Source organism: Variovorax paradoxus (genome assembly GCF_030811855.1).
GTDB classification, from domain to species: Bacteria; Pseudomonadota; Gammaproteobacteria; order Burkholderiales; family Burkholderiaceae_C; genus Variovorax; species Variovorax paradoxus_L.
This window is the reverse complement of the sequence record NZ_JAUSRN010000022.1, coordinates 48,971-64,428: the sequence shown is the minus strand read 5'-3', so window position 1 is coordinate 64,428 and position 15,458 is coordinate 48,971. Positions and strand designations below refer to the sequence as shown.

Below are 15,458 nucleotides of genomic sequence, written 5' to 3'. Positions count from 1 at the left end.
GCGAGGCGGTTAGCGCGGCGCCTTGTCGTCGTCGAAGCCGCCGAACACGATGTCGGGTGCGCTGGTGTTGTGCCGCGAAGGCAGGCTGCGCCCGAAGCGCAGGTGCGCGCCGCTCAGCGTCTTCAGATCCGACAGGGACAGCACCTGCTCCGCGGCCTCGGGCGACTCCTGCCACCGCACCTCGCTCACGTCGGCGTTGTCGGGTGTCACGTACATCGAACGCAGCACCGCGAAGGGGCGCGCATTCGCCGTCGGCGAAGAGAGCCGCACGTCGAGTGCGGTTCGCGTGCGGCTGATCTCGGACACCTTGGCCACCGCGCTGCCGCCGCCCACAAAGCGCAGGTGGATGGCCAGCGGCTTCGGCACGATGCGGATCGACGCGATGTCGACCACCGGCCGGCTGCCCTGTTCGACCGGGCCGAGCAGAAACGACGAGCCGTACACCCCATCGCCGAAGCGTTCTTCCGGCAGCGGCTTGATGCGCCAGTAGCCGTCGGCCGGGTAGAGCACCAGTGCTTCAAGCGCCTTGCCGTCTTCCTTGCGGAAGATCTGCAGCATGTGAAAGCCGCGGTCCGTGCGCGCGCCGACCCGTACCGGCACCTGCTGCGGGCGCCAGAAACTCGGCAAGGTCATGCCGACGATGCGCCACTGCGCGTCGTCGAGCAGCACTACGCGGCGGGGCTTGAACTTGTGCGCCGGGTCGGTGGGATGCGCACCGCCGTCGAAGTTGCAGTTCGAGAAGTCGGGCGCAGTGGTGTCGTTGCCGATGCTGTCCAGGTAGGCCGGCTGCAGCGCCTCGATGCGCATGCGCCGGATGCCTTCGCCGCGCAGCACCAGCGAGACGTTGTCTTCCTCTGCACAGGCCGTGGGCGTGGTGGCGTTCTCCACGGTTGCGGCAACGGGCGCGGCCATGGTGGCGCCAGCCGCGAGCAGTGCGGAGACCAAAACACTGGTGCAGACAGAAAAATGAGAGAAGCGAAGCGGGAACATCAGATCTCCGAACTGGGTAGTGGCGTGTTGTCGCGGCGTCCGATCAGGTCGCTGAAAAGCCGATGTTCGCACTCCGGGTCGGAGCACTTCTCGCAAGGCCATGTCCACGCGGCCGGTTTCGAATCGAAGCGGCCTCGTGCCCTTGGCCGGCCTTCGCTGGCAGCAATGGAGTTGATGGCGTTCCAGGCACTGGAGAGCCTTTCGCTGCCGGTGCCGTGCACCACCGCGAAAGACAGCCCGGCGCCCCCCAATGCCGCGCGCAGCAGCGCGTCGGTGGGCTCTCGCGCGTGGTCGCCATCGCGCAATGCGTCGGCAACCCAGGGGATGTCGAGCGCCGTCAGCAGCGTGATGGCGTAGCGGGCTTGCGCCGCCAGTGCTTGGGCATGGAGCGAGGTGTCGCCGAACAGTTGCTCGCTGTAAACCGCGGTCATGAGGGCTGTGGTGTCGGCCACCACCACGCCCGTGGCCGCCGCGACATCGATGCGGCGCATCTGCTCGTCGGCGATCGCGCGCTGCTCGTCGGGCCGCGGCGTGCGGCCTTCGCGGTTGCACCATTCGCGCAGGTATTCGCCCACCATCGTGGTAGCGATTCCGCGCTCTTGCAGGCGCTGCGTGAGCGCGCGCGCGAGTTCGGTCTTGCCGGTGCTCTCGGCACCGAGCAGCGCGATGACGCATCCCGCCGGCAGCACGGGGGTCATGCGCGCGCCCCCTCGTGCATGCGCGTGCGCCATGCAAGAAAACCCGCCACGCTGAGCAGCGCGAACACCGCGTACAGGCCGACCGTGAGCCACAGGCCCTTGTGGATGAACAGGCCCACGCTCACGGTGTTCACCGCAAGCCACACCAGCCAGTTCTCGATGAACTTGCGCCCGAGCAGGAACTGGCCGACGAGGCTGAGCCCGGTCGAGAACCCGTCCCACCAGGGCACGTCGGTGTCGGTGAAGCGGCGCAGGAAGAGGGCGACAGCGGGCCAGGCCACAGCGCAGGCCAAGAGCGCCAGCGCGGTGCCTCGTGGCGACAGCTGACTGACCCGCAATGCACTGCCATCGGCACGATGGCCCCGCAGCCACTGAAACCAGCCCCAGAGCGCGACGATCGCGAAGAACACCTGGAGCGAGGCATCGCCGTAGATGCGCGCCTTTGCGAACACGGCCACGTAGAGCAGCGAGCTGACGATTGCAAGCGGCCAGCCCCAATGGACTTCGCGCATGTTGCAGCCGACCATCGCCAGCGCCAGCACGGCGGCCACGATTTCGAGCCAGCTGACGGGTGAGCCCCAGAGCGCGAAGGCGGGGGCCGAGAAGAACTCGGGCATCAGCGGCGCCGTTTCGTTCAGTGGGTGACTTGAACGAACACTTCGTTGGGCTTGACCATGCCCAGCTCTTGCCGGGCACGCTCTTCGACCATTTCGAGCCCGACCTTGAGGTCATTGACCTCGGAGGCCAGTCGCTCGTTGGTCACCGCGGCCTTGGCATTGGCCTCTTTCTGCTCGGCCAGCTTGGTCTGCAGCTGCGACACGTCGCGCACGCTGCCGCGCCCGTTCCACAGCTGCCACTGCAGGACGACCAGCAGCAGCAACAGCACGATGGGTGGAACGAGGCGCGAGCGCATTGCCGCCGGCTTCGGGCGCTACTTCAGGTTGTAGAAAGCGCCGCGGCCGGGGTAGCTGGCGATGTCGCCAAGGTCTTCTTCGATGCGCAGCAGCTGGTTGTACTTGGCGATGCGATCGGAGCGAGAGAGCGAACCGGTCTTGATTTGGCCGGCGTTGGTGCCCACCGCGATGTCGGCGATGGTGCTGTCTTCGGTTTCGCCCGAGCGGTGCGAGATGACGGCCGTGTAGCCCGCGCGCTTGGCCATCTCGATGGCGGCGAAGGTTTCAGTCAGCGTGCCGATCTGGTTGATCTTGATCAGGATCGAGTTGGCAATGCCCTTGTCGATGCCTTCCTGCAGGATCTTGGTGTTGGTGACGAACAGGTCGTCGCCCACCAGCTGAACGCGCTTGCCGAGGCGGTCGGTGAGCAGCTTCCAGCCGTCCCAGTCGCCTTCGTGCATGCCGTCTTCGATGCTGATGATCGGGTACTTGTCGACCCAGGTGGCCAGCATGTCGGCCCAGTTGCCAGCCGAGAGCGTGAGGTTTTCGCCGGCCAGCACGTAGTTGCCGTCCTTGTAGAACTCGCTGGCGGCGCAGTCGAGGCCGAGCGCAATCTGCTCGCCCGCCACGTAGCCGGCCTTGTCGATGGCTTCCAGAATCAGCTGGATGGCTGCTTCATGGCTCTCTACGCTGGGCGCGAAGCCGCCTTCGTCGCCCACCGCCGTGCTGATGCCGCGGTCGCCCAGGATCTTCTTGAGCGCGTGGAACACCTCGGCGCCGTAGCGCACCGCTTCGCGGAAGCTTGGCGCACCCACGGGGATGATCATGAACTCTTGCAGGTCGAGGCTGTTGTTGGCGTGCGCGCCGCCGTTGATGACGTTCATCATCGGCACCGGCAGCTGCATGCCGCCCATGCCGCCGAAGTAGCGGTACAGCGGCAGGCCCGACTCTTCGGCAGCGGCGCGTGCCACGGCCATCGAAACGGCGAGGGTGGCGTTGGCACCCAGGCGGCCCTTGTTGTCGGTGCCGTCCAGGTCGATCATCGTGCGGTCGAGGAAGGCCTGCTCGCTGGCGTCCAGGCCGAGCACGGATTCCGAGATTTCGGTGTTGATGTTCTCCACGGCCTTGAGCACGCCCTTGCCGAGATAGCGCTTCTTGTCGCCGTCGCGCAGCTCGATGGCTTCGCGCGAACCGGTCGATGCGCCCGAGGGAACGGCCGCGCGGCCCATGGTGCCCGATTCGAGCAGCACGTCGCACTCGACGGTGGGATTGCCGCGGCTGTCGAGGATTTCGCGGCCGACGATGTCAACGATTGCACTCATGCGTTTCTCTTTCTTTTCAGTTCAGTCTCGAATTCAAATGATCAAACACCTTCGACCGCAATCATGCGCATGACGGCGGCACCGGCACGCGCGTCGCGAGCCTTCAGGTATTCGGGTGATTCATAGAAGGCCTTGGCCTTCTCGAAGCTGGGAAATTTCAAAATGACGACGCGCGAAGGCGACCAATCGCCCTCGAGCACTTCGACCTTGCCGCCGCGCGCGCACACTTCGGCGCCATGCGCCTGCATGGCCGCGCTCGACCACTTCTTGTATTCCTCGTACTGCGCCGGGTTGGTGACCTCGACGTTGGCGATGACATACCCACTGCTCATGATTGGAAGACGTCCTCCAGGAATGCGTTTTTCTTGGTGACCCGGTCGAGCGCCACGAGCGTCTCGAGCAGGGCCTTCATGTGCTTGAGCGGCACGGCATTGGGGCCGTCGCTCAGTGCCTTGGCGGGGTCGGGGTGCGTCTCCATGAAGAGCCCGGCCACGCCCACGGCCACCGCAGCGCGCGAAAGCACCGGCACCATTTCGCGCTGCCCGCCCGAGCTCGTGCCCTGGCCGCCCGGCAGCTGCACCGAATGGGTGGCGTCGAACACGACGGGTGCGCCAGTCTCGCGCATGATCGCGAGCGAACGCATGTCCGACACCAGGTTGTTGTAACCAAAGCTGGCACCGCGTTCGCAGGCCATGAAGCTGTCTTCAGGCAGGCCGGCCTCCTTGGCGGCCGCGCGCGCCTTGTCGATCACATTCTTCATGTCGTGCGGTGCAAGGAACTGGCCCTTCTTGATGTTCACCGGCTTGCCCGACTGCGCCACTGCGCGGATGAAGTCGGTCTGGCGGCAAAGGAAGGCGGGAGTCTGCAGCACGTCGACCACCTTGGCGGCCTCGGTGATGTCGTCTTCGGTGTGCACGTCGGTCAGCACCGGCAGGCCGAGTTCGCGCTTCACCTTCGCCAGGATCTCCAGGCCCTTCTCGCGGCCGGGGCCACGGAAGCTGGTGCCCGACGAACGGTTGGCCTTGTCGAAGCTGCTCTTGAAGATGAACGGAATGCCGAGCGAGGAGGTGATTTCCTTCAGCGTGCCGGCCGTGTCCATCTGCAATTGCTCGGATTCGACCACGCAGGGCCCGGCAATCAGGAAGAAGGGCTGGTCAAGCCCGATGTCGAATCCGCAAAGTTTCATGCTACCGCCTTCAGGTTCTTTGCACCGCCCGCACTGCGGGCCTTGTGCTCGAGCGCCGCCTTGATGAAAGCGTTGAAGAGCGGATGGCCGCTCCACGGCGTCGACTTGAATTCGGGGTGGAACTGCACGCCCATGTACCAGGGGTGCACGTCCTGCGGCAGCTCGACGATTTCGGTCAGGTGCTCGCGCTGCGTCAGCGCGGAAATCACGAGGCCCGCGGCGCGCAGTTCGTCGAGATAGTTGACGTTGGCTTCGTAGCGGTGGCGATGGCGTTCGGTCACCACGTCGCCGTAGATGCTGTGGGCCAGCGTGCCGGCCGTAACGTCGGAGCTTTGCGCGCCCAGGCGCATGGTGCCGCCGAGGTCGGACTTCTCGTTGCGCGTCTTCACGGTGCCGTCGGCATCCTTCCACTCGGTGATCAGCGCGATCACGGGGCAGGGCGTCTCGGGGTCGAACTCGGTGCTGTTCGCGTTCTTCAGGCCCGCCACGTGGCGCGCGTATTCGATGGTGGCCACCTGCATGCCCAGGCAGATGCCGAGGTAGGGCACCTTGCCTTCGCGCGCAAAGCGGGCGGCCGAGATCTTGCCCTCGACGCCGCGCTGGCCAAAGCCACCGGGCACCAAGATCGCGTCGTACTTGGCAAGCCGCGAGACGTCTTGCGCCGAAATGGTTTCGGAATCGATGTAGTCGATCTTCACGCGGGCATGGTTCTTCATGCCGGCATGGCGCAGTGCTTCGTTCAGCGACTTGTAGCTGTCGGACAGGTCGACGTACTTGCCGACCATGGCGATGCTGACTTCCTGCTTCGGGTGTTCTACCTCGTAGACCAGATCGTCCCAGCGCTGCAGCTTGGCCGGCGGCGTGTTGATGCGCAGCTTGTCGCAGATGAGGCCGTCCAGGCCCTGCTCGTGCAGCATGCGTGGCACCTTGTAGATGGTGTCCACGTCCCACATGGAGATGACGCCCCATTCGGGCACGTTCGAGAACAGCGAGATCTTGGCGCGCTCGTCATCGGGAATCGGGCGGTCGGCGCGGCAAAGGAGGGCGTCGGCCTGGATGCCGATGGCGCGCAATTCCTTGGCGGTGTGCTGCGTGGGCTTGGTCTTGAGCTCGCCGGCGGCCGCGATCCAGGGCACGTAGCTTAGATGCACGAAGGCCGAGTTGTTCGGGCCCATGCGCAGGCTCATCTGGCGCACGGCTTCGAGGAACGGGAGCGACTCGATGTCGCCCACCGTGCCGCCGATTTCGACGATGGCCACGTCCACTTCATGCGCTGTGCCGAGGCCGGCGCCGCGCTTGATGTATTCCTGGATTTCGTTGGTGATGTGCGGAATCACCTGCACCGTCTTGCCGAGGTAGTCGCCGCGGCGCTCTTTTTCCAGCACGGTCTTGTAGATCTGACCGGTGGTGAAGTTGTTGGCCTTGCGCATCCGCGTGGTGATGAAGCGCTCGTAGTGGCCGAGGTCGAGGTCGGTTTCGGCGCCGTCGTCGGTGACGAAGACTTCGCCATGCTGGAAAGGCGACATCGTGCCGGGATCGACGTTGATGTACGGATCCAGCTTGATGAGGGTGACTTTGAGGCCGCGCGATTCGAGGATCGCAGCGAGAGAGGCGGAGGCGATTCCCTTGCCAAGGGAAGATACGACACCACCGGTGACGAAGACAAATTTGGTCATGCCAGTTCCGGACGCGAGGACCGGGCAGTGGGAAATGCTGATTGTATATGGCCCGACTGCGTGCTCCGCGCACCTGCGCGCTTCTCCTTCGCTCTTCTGGGGGCGCATTGGCGGCTTCGGACGGCCGTGCACGCGGCCCCTGCGTGGGGGCTGTGTCATTACACTTCTGCGATATGCAAGATCTCGCCGGCAAACACATCGTCCTGGGCCTCACTGGCGGCATCGCCTGCTACAAATCGGCCGAGTTGTGCCGCCTGATCGTGAAGGCTGGCGGCACGGTACAGGTGGTCATGACCGAGGCAGCCGAGCAGTTCATCACGCCGGTCACGATGCAGGCGCTGTCGGGGCGCGCGGTCTACACCTCGCAGTGGGACGCGCGCGAGCCCAACAACATGCCGCACATCAACCTGAGCCGCGAGGCCGATGCCATCGTGCTCGCGCCGTGCAGCGCCGACTTCATCGCTCGGCTGGTGCAGGGAAGGGCAGACGAACTGCTGAGCCTGATGTGCCTGGCCCGTCCGGTGGACCGCGTGCCTCTTTTGATCGCACCCGCCATGAACCGCGAGATGTGGGCGCATCCCGCCACCCAGCGCAACCTGATGCAGGTGGCAGCTGACGGTGCCACGGTGCTGGGCGTGGGCAGCGGCTGGCAGGCCTGCGGCGAAACCGGCGACGGGCGCATGCTGGAGCCGGCGCAGCTGCTCGAGGACATCACGACCTTCTTCGCACCCAAGCTGCTTGCGGGGCACAAGCTGCTCGTGACCGCCGGACCCACCTTCGAGCCGCTCGATCCGATTCGCGGCATCACCAACCATTCATCCGGCAAGATGGGTTTTGCCATTGCGCGCGCCGCCCACGAGGCCGGCGCCGAAGTGACGTTGGTGGCTGGCCCGGTGCACCTGCCCACCCCACGCGGGGTGAGCCGCATCGACGTGCTTTCCGCAGCAGACATGCTCGAAGCGACCCTGCGGGCGGCGCGCTCCGCTAGCATTTTCATAGCGACGGCAGCTGTCGCGGACTGGCGGCCCGCAACCCACAGCGAACAAAAGATCAAGAAGGACGGCAGCGGCAAGACGCCGGTGCTCAGCTTCGTCGAGAACCCAGACATTTTGCTGGCCGTGGCCAAGAGCGAGCGCGCACAGGCGCGCAAGCTGTTCTGCGTGGGGTTCGCGGCCGAGAGCGAGAACCTCGTCGAGCACGCCAAGGCCAAGCGCGAGCGCAAGGGCATTCCGCTCCTGGTCGGAAACATCGGGCCGCTGACATTCGGCCAGGACGACAATGCGCTGCTGCTGGTGGACGCAAAGAGCACGCGCGAATTGCCGCGTGCGCCCAAGCTCACCTTGGCGCGCGAACTCATGACCGAGATCGCCGCCCGCCTGCCCGACTGGAGGGTCTGATGAATCCCCAATGGAACACCCCGCCCAATGGCGATTTCGCCAGCTACGTGGAACGGCTTTCGGCCCAGGCGGCATTGCCCAAGCGGGCGGCGCACGAAGGCGACCATGGGCTCGACGTAGGCATGACCCCTGCGCCGGGTGCACCGGGCGCGCAGGGCCACGCAGCTGCGGCGGCGCAACGACGCGAATCCTCGAATGGCGATACCTCGGCACCAGGTTTAGGAGCGTTCCCGCCTGCGGTGCTCAAGATCATGGGCGTGGTGGGCGCGCTCGTCCTCCTGGCGCTGTGGTCGGCCGGCGTGTCTGCCGTCGTGCTGGTGTTCCTGGCTGGTGCGGCCCTCTGGCTCGCAAGCAAGTTGAAGGGCCTGAAGCTTTCACCTGGTGTCGCCAAGTGGCAGCAGGTGCTCGAGGAAGCCGCCCGCAAGCAAAGAGAACAGCAACACAAGCAAGGCAAGTAGAAGTGAAAGTAGACGTCCGAATCCTCGATCCACGCATGGTGGATCAATTGCCCGCCTATGCCACCCCCGGCAGCGCGGGCCTCGACCTCAGGGCCTGCCTCGATGCACCCATCACGCTGGAGCCCAACGGCTGGCAGCTCGTGGGCACCGGCATCGCGATCCACCTAGGCGACCCGGCCTATGCGGCAATGATCCTTCCGCGCTCGGGCCTTGGTCACAAGCACGGCATCGTGCTCGGAAACCTCGTCGGCCTGATCGACAGCGACTACCAGGGCGAACTGAAGATCAGCGCCTGGAACCGCAGCGACACGCCTTTTGTGCTCCAGCCGATGGAACGGCTCGCGCAGCTCGTCATCGTGCCGGTGGTGCAGGCGCAGTTTCGAGTGGTCACAGAATTTGCAGCCTCGCAACGCGGCGAAGGCGGCTACGGGTCCACAGGCAAGCACTGACCGATTGCCCTCGTATCGGGCCGGTAAAGATCGGAACCGCGAAGTTCGCGGCCTGCTCCTACGTTTCGGTGTGTGTCAGGCGTCATCCCCGCTGCGGGAAAGGCGTTAGACACAGGCTTGGTGCATCTGGATGCACCCCAATTCTCGAGGAGCCTTCAACATGAAAATTTCAACGCGCTTCATTTCCATCGGCGCTTCCGCGCTGGCGATCGCCACGCTCACGGCCTGCGTCGCTCCCGCGCCGGTCTACCAGACCACACGCTACCCTTACCAGGCGCCGCCACAGGCCGTGCAGTACCAGGAAGCGGCGTATGTCGAATACGGCCACGTTGCCAACATCGAAGTGCTGCGCAGCGAGACCGGTGGCACCGGCACCACGGGCGGTGGCGCCGTGGCGGGTGGTGTCGTCGGCGGCGTGGTGGGCAACCAATTCGGGCATGGCAGCGGCCGCGCCGCGGCCACCGCCCTGGGCATCGTGGGTGGTGCACTGCTGGGCAACACCATCGAGGCACAGCGCAACGGCCCCCGCGCCTACGAGAGCTATCGCATTTCGGTGCAGACCGACCGCGGCGGCTATCGCGCCTTCGACGTGCAGAACCCGGGCGACCTGCGCATCGGTGACCGCGTGCGCATCGACAACGGGCAGATCTCGCGCATGTAATCTGCCCACGGGCAGCTATCGCAAGCAACAAAAAGCCGGGCAGTGCCCGGCTTTTTGTTGTTGGCTGTCGCGGTTTGCCCGCCTTGAGGTCAGTGCAGCAGATCGTTGCCGGGCGCCGTTGGAGGCACCTTGAAAAAAGCTGTACCGGCCGTACCGCTGCCGACCTCTTCTTCGGTCGCCTCGCGAACAGAGCGCACCGTGATGTCGAGCCGGATTGCGATGCCCGCGAGCGGATGGTTGCCGTCGAGCACCAGGTGCTCCGGGTAGATTTCGGCCACGGTGTAGATCACGTCCTTGGGCATGGCGTCGCTCACGCCCTGGGGCAGTGCGGCGCCGTCGAAGGTCATGCCTTCCTCGGTGCCTTCGGGAAACAGCGAGCGCGGCTCCAGAAAGAGCAGCTGGTCGTTGAAGTCGCCGAAGCCTTGCTCGGGCTCGAGCTGCAATTGCACCCGGGCGCCGGGCTCGTGGCCCTGCAGGGCGGCTTCGATCACGTCGAAGAGGTCATCGCCCCCAACCATGAATTCCACCGGTTCGTCGAGCACGTCCAACACTTCGCCCAGAGTGTCTTTCATCGTCCAGGTCAGGCCGACCACGCATTGTTCAGAGATTTCCATTGCAGAATTCTCCCATGGAGACTACACAACCGCTGCCGTTGCTCGGCGGCCTGAGCGCCGCGCAGTTCATGCGGCGGTATTGGCAGAAAAAACCGTTGCTGGTGCGCCAGGCCATTCCCGCCATGGTGCCACCGATCGATCGGAGCGCGCTGTTTGCCCTGGCGGAGCGTGAGGACGTGGAATCGCGCCTCATCCGACATGGCAAGGCCGGTTGGACGCTCAAGCACGGGCCGCTCGCACGGCGTGCGCTGCCGCCGCTGAAGCAGCCCGCATGGACCCTGCTGGTGCAGGGCGTCGACCTGCATCACGATGGCGTGAATGCATTGCTGCAGCAGTTCCGCTTTCTGCCCGACGCACGGCTGGACGACCTGATGATCAGCTACGCGAGCGATCAGGGCGGCGTAGGGGCGCATTTCGACAGCTACGACGTGTTTCTGCTGCAGGCGCAGGGCACGCGGCGCTGGTCGATCGGCAAGCAGAGCGACCTGCGCCTGCAGCAGGGCGTGCCGCTCAAGATCCTCGAGCATTTCGAGCCCGAGCAAAGCTTTGTGCTGGAGCCGGGCGACATGCTCTATCTGCCGCCACGCTATGCGCACGATGGCGTGGCGGTCGGTGACGACTGCATGACCTGCTCCATCGGCCTGCGGTCGTCGGCAGTGGGCGAGCTTGGCGCCGACCTGTTGTCCCGCATGGCGCAGGCCTATTCGGAAGCGCTCGAAGATGCGGGCCCGGCCGAGCTGGCTCGCTATCGCGATCCGTCGCAGCCCGCGGTCGACGCGCCAGCCGCCATGCCGGCCGCGCTGCAGGCCTTTGCGCGCAAGGCCGTCGATGCCGCGCTGCGCGACCCCGATGCAATTGACCGTGCCTTGGGCGAATCGCTCACGGAGCCCAAGGCCAATGTCTGGTTCGACGAGGGCACCGAAGCGCCGGATGCATTGAACCGCGTGATGCTCGACCGGCGTACGCGCATGCTTTACGACGCGCGGCACCTCTACATCAATGGCGAGAGCTTTCGCGCGGGCGGGGCCGATGCCACGCTGATGCGGCGGCTGGCCGACCGGCGCGCGCTCGGTCCGCGCGAGCTCTCGCGCGCGAGCGAAGGCGCGCTCGCGTTGCTGGCCGAGTGGTGCGAAGCGGGGTGGGTGCATGCCGAGTGACACACCAGTGCCTGTGGAGCCCGCCTTGCCCGAAGGCCGCTTCGATGGCCGCGAGGCCTTCGACGGCATCGTGCGCATCGCGCTCGAGAACGCGGCGCGGCAGGGCTGGAAAGAACTGGTTCTCAGCGACCCAGACTTTGCCGACTGGCCGCTAGGGGACCGGGCCAGCATCCAGGCGCTCCAGGCCTGGTCGGCCACGGGCCGCCGCTTCCTTCTGCTGGCGCAGCGCTTCGACGTCATCGAGCGTGCCCACACGCGCCTCGTGCCGTGGCGGCGCATGTGGGACCACATCATCGAATGCAGGGCGGTCCGGCCGGCAGCGGGCAGCCCGGGGGTGCCGAGCGCCATCTGGACCCCCGAGTGGTTTGCCCACCGTGCCGATCCCGAGCGCAGCCGCGGCGTGTGCGGCTTCGATCCGCGTGCGCGGCGCGAACTCCGCGAAACCATCGATGAGACGTGGCGGGCGGGGCGGCCGGCGTTTCCGGCATCGACACTGGGCTTGTAAGCCAATGCCGCGAATGGGGCTGTGAGACATAAACCAGCGGTGATGCGGGTCTAGAATTTTTTCGTTCAGATATCCATTGCCAAAGGAGTTTCCATGAAAAAGTCGTCATCCGTCCTGCTCGCTTCGTTGATCGCCGCCGCCGCACTCGTGGCTTGCGGCAAGAAAGAGGATGCCGCGCCGGTCGTTGTGACCCCTCCGCCCGCTCCGGTGACCGAGCCTGCGCCTCCGCCGCCGCCTGCTGTTGTGGTGACACCGGCGCCGTCGACCGGTTCCGCGGCCACGGCGCCTTCGCCGGCGGCCTCATCGGCCCTGGACGCGGCCAATGCGGCGACCGAGGCTGCCAAGAAGAACGAAGCGCCCAAGCAGTAGGCGAGGTCAGCTTAGGGCGTTTCGTGCGTTTCGTGCGTCCGGCAAAAAGCCGCCCTCGGGCGGCTTTTTGCATGGTGCTCTGAAGAAGCAGGGCGGACCGCGCCCTCAGACGTCCAGCCAGGGCGAGCCTTCCGACGCACTGGCCGTGAGCATCTCGGCCTCGTGCCCGCCAAGGGCGTCGGCCATCAGGCGCCGCACGATCTCGGGACGGTTGTTCTGTTCGCTCAGATGCGCCGCGACCACATGGCGGAGACCCTCGTGGCGCACCGCGCGTGCAATGTCCGCGGCCGCCATGTTCGATAGGTGGCCATGCTTGCCGCCAACGCGCAACTTGAGAAATGCCGGATAGGCCGAGTTGGCCAGCAGCTCGCTGTCGTGGTTGAACTCGAGCAGCAGCGCATGCACGCCGCTGAGCCTGGAAAGTACGTGGGCCGTGGCATGGCCTAGATCGGTGAGCACGCCCAGGGTGCGGGCGCCGTCGGAGCATCGCAGCTGCAGCGGCTCGCGCGCATCGTGCGGCACGGTAAAGGGCTGCACCGCGATATCTCCGACTGCGAACTCCGAATCGTCTCGAGCCAGATTGAGTCGGCCTTCGAAATCCCGGCCGCCCGTGGCGAGCCATGTGCCTTCGCTCATCCAGACCGGAATGCGGTTGCGGCGTGAGAGCGAATGGGCGCAGCCGATGTGGTCGCCGTGCTCGTGGGTGACGAAGATCGCGTCGATGTCGCTGGCCGCGAGACCCGCCTTGGCGAGCCGCAGATCGAGCTGCCGCAAACCAAAGCCGCAGTCGACCAGGAGCCGCGAGGTGCGCCCGCCGCTGGTCGCTTCGACCAGCGCGGCGTTGCCCGTGCTGCCGCTGCCGAGGCTTCGGAAGCGGAGCATGCGGGTTACTTCAGGTCGTCGGCAATGACCTGGACGATGCGCTGTGCGTTGGCCGAGGTTTCGGGCGCGCCGGATTCGTTCAGGACCGAGACGGTGGTGCTCTCGCCCTGGCCGCCCTTCACGAGAATGCGGAACTTGATCGGCGCCTCGTTCTTGCTCGAGCTGCTGAACAGCTTGCCGAAGAAGCCGGGTTCCTTCTTGTCGGGGTTGGGGGTCACGTAGCGCACGTAGTAGATGCCGGCGGTGCGGTCGCGGTCTTCCACGGTGAAGCCGGTGCGGTCGAGTGCCAGGCCCACACGGCGCCATGCGCGGTCGAAGCCTTCGCTGATCTGCACCACGGGCTGGCCGCTCACGGAAGCGACGGTGGCGGTCTTGGTCGGCGCGGTGGTGGCGGCCAGGATCTTCGACTGTTCTTGCGAGACGCCTAGCTTGACCATCAGGCGGCGCAGGAATTCGGTTTCGAGTTCAGGATCGCTCGGGCGGGGCTGCCACACGGTCTGGTCCTGGCGGCTGTTGTTGTAGACCTCCTGCATGCCGCGGTGGCTGATGAAGATCTCGGTGCCAGTGGGCGTGCGCTCCAGGCGGGTGCGGAAGCGGTCGAGTTCGCCGGTCGAATAGACCGAATCGACCAGCTTGCCCAGCGTGCCGCGGATGATGTCCTGCGGCAGCTTGGCGCGGTTCTCGGCCCAGTCGGTTTCCATGATGCCGAGATTGCGCTGCTCGGTGGTCAGGAGAAAGCCGCTTTCCTGCCAGAAGTCTTTCACCGGATCCCAGAGCTGGTCGGGTGCGCGGTTGATGACGATCCAGCGCTGTGTGCCCGAGCGCTCCATGCGCACGTCGCCGATGTTGGCCACCGCGGTCGGAACGCCCGGGGCGTTGGCAACGCCGGCCTGGTAGGCGTTGGCCGTGACCGCGCCGCCCGGCACCGCATAGCGGTTTTCGCGCGAGAGCTGCGAGAGGTCAGGCGGAACTTCGAGCGTCGGTGCCTTGCCGGCGCTCTTGTAATCGATCTTGTCGCTCTCGAGGACGGAGCAGGCGGCGAGGCTGACAACGATTGCCAGCAGTGCGAATCGCGAGATGTGCGAAAGGTTCTTCAACGTCGTCTTCCTTGTTGGAATGGGTTCGGTCTATCTAGGGGCCGCATTGCCCGCACTCTCTGAGCACGGTTCGGGCAAAAGGTTGCTTGACCTTGATGCGGCAGGCGAAAAAGAGGTGGGGGTTGGAGGAGCGGCGGAACGGCTCAGCCCTTGAGCAGGCCGGTGGCGCGGAGGGCAGCCTCGACCACGGGCCGGTTGGATTCGGCCAGCTCGGTGAGCGGCAGCCGCAACGTGCCGCCGCAGAGTGCGAGCCTGGACATGGCCCACTTGACCGGGATCGGGTTGGGCTCGACGAACAGGTGGCGATGCAGCGGCATGAGCTCGAACTGGATCTCCATGGCGCGCCGCACGTCGCCCGCAATGGCCGCAACGCACAGCTCGTGCATCTTGCGCGGCGCGATGTTGGCCGTGACGCTGATATTGCCCTGGCCGCCGCAGAGCATGAGGGCCACGGCGGTGGGGTCGTCGCCCGAATACACGGCAAAGTGCTTGGGCAGATCGCGAATCAGCCACTGCGCGCGTTCGATGTTGCCGGTGGCTTCCTTGATGCCGATGATGCCCGGCACCTGCGCGAGGCGCAGCACGGTGTCGTGCGCCATATCGGCCACGGTGCGGCCGGGCACGTTGTACAGCACGGTGGGCAGGTCGCCCACGGCTTCGGCAATGGCCTTGAAGTGCTGGTACTGGCCTTCTTGCGTCGGCTTGTTGTAGTAGGGCACGACCTGCAGCTGCGAATCGGCGCCCACGCCCTTGGCGAAGCGGGCGAGCTCGATGGCTTCCTTGGTCGAGTTGGCGCCGCAGCCGGCCATCACGGGCACGCGGCCCTTGGCCTGCTCAACCGCCACGCGGATGATTTCGCAATGCTCTTCCACGTCGACCGTGGGCGATTCGCCGGTGGTGCCGACCACGCCGAGGCAGTCGGTGCCTTCGTCGATGTGCCAATCGATCAGCCGGCGCAGGGCGGGATAGTCGACACTGCCGTCGTCGTGCATCGGCGTGACGAGAGCGACGATGCTGCCTGTCAGTTGCTCCAAGGGGGAATCTCTCTGTCGGTGGACGAAAGCGCCGATTCTACTGACTCCGGGGTCGGCGGAAACCGGCCCC

General features: G+C 65.8%; 19 protein-coding genes. 7 read left to right on the top strand and 12 right to left on the bottom strand.

Annotation, left to right across the window (positions count from 1 at the left end):
* Positions 1-9: 9 nt before the first annotated feature.
* The 8 genes from J2X92_RS28000 to J2X92_RS27965 are packed head-to-tail and all read right to left on the bottom strand — an operon-like array spanning position 10 to position 6,765.
* Entirely contained in the window at positions 10-990 is a 981-nt protein-coding gene (locus J2X92_RS28000; protein ID WP_307580897.1) for a hypothetical protein, read from the bottom strand.
* Positions 990-1,688 (bottom strand): ATP-binding protein, encoded by a 699-nt coding sequence (locus J2X92_RS27995; RefSeq protein WP_307580895.1) that lies wholly within the window; start codon positions 1,686-1,688, stop codon positions 990-992. The genes J2X92_RS28000 and J2X92_RS27995 overlap by 1 nt, the downstream gene beginning before the upstream one ends.
* The gene (gene pnuC, locus J2X92_RS27990) at positions 1,685-2,305 is read right to left on the bottom strand and encodes a nicotinamide riboside transporter PnuC (RefSeq protein ID WP_307580892.1); all 621 of its coding nucleotides are present in this window, start codon (positions 2,303-2,305) and stop codon (positions 1,685-1,687) included. Before pnuC ends, J2X92_RS27995 begins: the two co-directional genes overlap by 4 nt.
* Before the next feature lie 17 nt (positions 2,306-2,322).
* A complete protein-coding gene (gene ftsB, locus J2X92_RS27985) occupies positions 2,323-2,601 on the bottom strand; it encodes a cell division protein FtsB (RefSeq protein ID WP_307580890.1) in 279 nt (92 codons plus the stop codon).
* 18 nt (positions 2,602-2,619) lie between these two features.
* Positions 2,620-3,903: a phosphopyruvate hydratase gene (gene eno, locus J2X92_RS27980; protein ID WP_307580888.1), complete on the bottom strand. Its 1,284-nt coding sequence runs from the start codon at positions 3,901-3,903 to the stop codon at positions 2,620-2,622.
* 41 nt (positions 3,904-3,944) lie between these two features.
* Positions 3,945-4,235, bottom strand: a complete 291-nt coding sequence (locus tag J2X92_RS27975; RefSeq protein ID WP_307580887.1) for a DUF1330 domain-containing protein — start codon at positions 4,233-4,235, stop codon at positions 3,945-3,947.
* Positions 4,232-5,089 carry a 3-deoxy-8-phosphooctulonate synthase gene (gene kdsA, locus J2X92_RS27970; RefSeq protein ID WP_055805303.1) on the bottom strand — a complete coding sequence of 286 codons (858 nt, stop codon included), beginning with the start codon at positions 5,087-5,089 and terminating at the stop codon, positions 4,232-4,234. The genes J2X92_RS27975 and kdsA overlap by 4 nt, the downstream gene beginning before the upstream one ends.
* Positions 5,086-6,765, bottom strand: coding sequence for a CTP synthase (locus J2X92_RS27965; protein ID WP_307580884.1), 1,680 nt, complete (start codon positions 6,763-6,765; stop codon positions 5,086-5,088). Before J2X92_RS27965 ends, kdsA begins: the two co-directional genes overlap by 4 nt.
* A 173-nt stretch (positions 6,766-6,938) precedes the next feature.
* On the opposite strand from J2X92_RS27965, the gene coaBC reads away from it, so the two are divergent.
* The 4 genes from coaBC to J2X92_RS27945 all read left to right on the top strand — a co-directional run bounded on the left by coaBC (position 6,939) and on the right by J2X92_RS27945 (position 9,730).
* Complete coding sequence (coaBC, locus tag J2X92_RS27960) at positions 6,939-8,162, top strand: bifunctional phosphopantothenoylcysteine decarboxylase/phosphopantothenate--cysteine ligase CoaBC (RefSeq protein WP_307580882.1); 1,224 nt, start codon at positions 6,939-6,941, stop codon at positions 8,160-8,162.
* Positions 8,162-8,620 (top strand): hypothetical protein, encoded by a 459-nt coding sequence (locus J2X92_RS27955; protein WP_307580880.1) that lies wholly within the window; start codon positions 8,162-8,164, stop codon positions 8,618-8,620. The genes coaBC and J2X92_RS27955 overlap by 1 nt, the downstream gene beginning before the upstream one ends.
* Before the next feature lie 2 nt (positions 8,621-8,622).
* Positions 8,623-9,069, top strand: coding sequence for a dUTP diphosphatase (dut, locus tag J2X92_RS27950; RefSeq protein WP_307580878.1), 447 nt, complete (start codon positions 8,623-8,625; stop codon positions 9,067-9,069).
* A gap of 160 nt (positions 9,070-9,229) precedes the next feature.
* The gene (locus J2X92_RS27945; RefSeq protein WP_307580876.1) at positions 9,230-9,730 is read left to right on the top strand and encodes an outer membrane lipoprotein; all 501 of its coding nucleotides are present in this window, start codon (positions 9,230-9,232) and stop codon (positions 9,728-9,730) included.
* 89 nt (positions 9,731-9,819) lie between these two features.
* On the opposite strand, the gene J2X92_RS27940 is transcribed toward J2X92_RS27945, so the two are convergent.
* Positions 9,820-10,344 (bottom strand): FKBP-type peptidyl-prolyl cis-trans isomerase, encoded by a 525-nt coding sequence (locus tag J2X92_RS27940; RefSeq protein WP_055805319.1) that lies wholly within the window; start codon positions 10,342-10,344, stop codon positions 9,820-9,822.
* Positions 10,345-10,358: 14 nt separating this feature from the next.
* Here J2X92_RS27940 and J2X92_RS27935 point away from each other — a divergent pair, with 14 nt between their 5' ends.
* The 3 genes from J2X92_RS27935 (at position 10,359) to J2X92_RS27925 (ending at position 12,375) form a co-directional block, all read left to right on the top strand.
* Positions 10,359-11,501: a cupin domain-containing protein gene (locus J2X92_RS27935; RefSeq protein WP_307580874.1), complete on the top strand. Its 1,143-nt coding sequence runs from the start codon at positions 10,359-10,361 to the stop codon at positions 11,499-11,501.
* The gene (locus J2X92_RS27930; RefSeq protein WP_307580872.1) at positions 11,491-12,006 is read left to right on the top strand and encodes a hypothetical protein; all 516 of its coding nucleotides are present in this window, start codon (positions 11,491-11,493) and stop codon (positions 12,004-12,006) included. Before J2X92_RS27935 ends, J2X92_RS27930 begins: the two co-directional genes overlap by 11 nt.
* 93 nt (positions 12,007-12,099) lie before the next feature.
* Entirely contained in the window at positions 12,100-12,375 is a 276-nt protein-coding gene (locus J2X92_RS27925) for a hypothetical protein (RefSeq protein ID WP_307580870.1), read from the top strand.
* Positions 12,376-12,480: 105 nt separating this feature from the next.
* On the opposite strand, the gene J2X92_RS27920 is transcribed toward J2X92_RS27925, so the two are convergent.
* The 3 genes from J2X92_RS27920 to dapA all read right to left on the bottom strand — a co-directional run bounded on the left by J2X92_RS27920 (position 12,481) and on the right by dapA (position 15,424).
* Positions 12,481-13,257 carry an MBL fold metallo-hydrolase gene (locus J2X92_RS27920; RefSeq protein WP_307580868.1) on the bottom strand — a complete coding sequence of 259 codons (777 nt, stop codon included), beginning with the start codon at positions 13,255-13,257 and terminating at the stop codon, positions 12,481-12,483.
* A 5-nt stretch (positions 13,258-13,262) separates the two neighbouring features.
* Complete coding sequence (gene bamC, locus J2X92_RS27915) at positions 13,263-14,354, bottom strand: outer membrane protein assembly factor BamC (protein WP_307580866.1); 1,092 nt, start codon at positions 14,352-14,354, stop codon at positions 13,263-13,265.
* 143 nt (positions 14,355-14,497) lie between these two features.
* On the bottom strand, positions 14,498-15,424 hold the full coding sequence (dapA, locus tag J2X92_RS27910) for a 4-hydroxy-tetrahydrodipicolinate synthase (RefSeq protein ID WP_370878318.1): 927 nt from the start codon (positions 15,422-15,424) through the stop codon (positions 14,498-14,500).
* Positions 15,425-15,458: the final 34 nt, after the last annotated feature.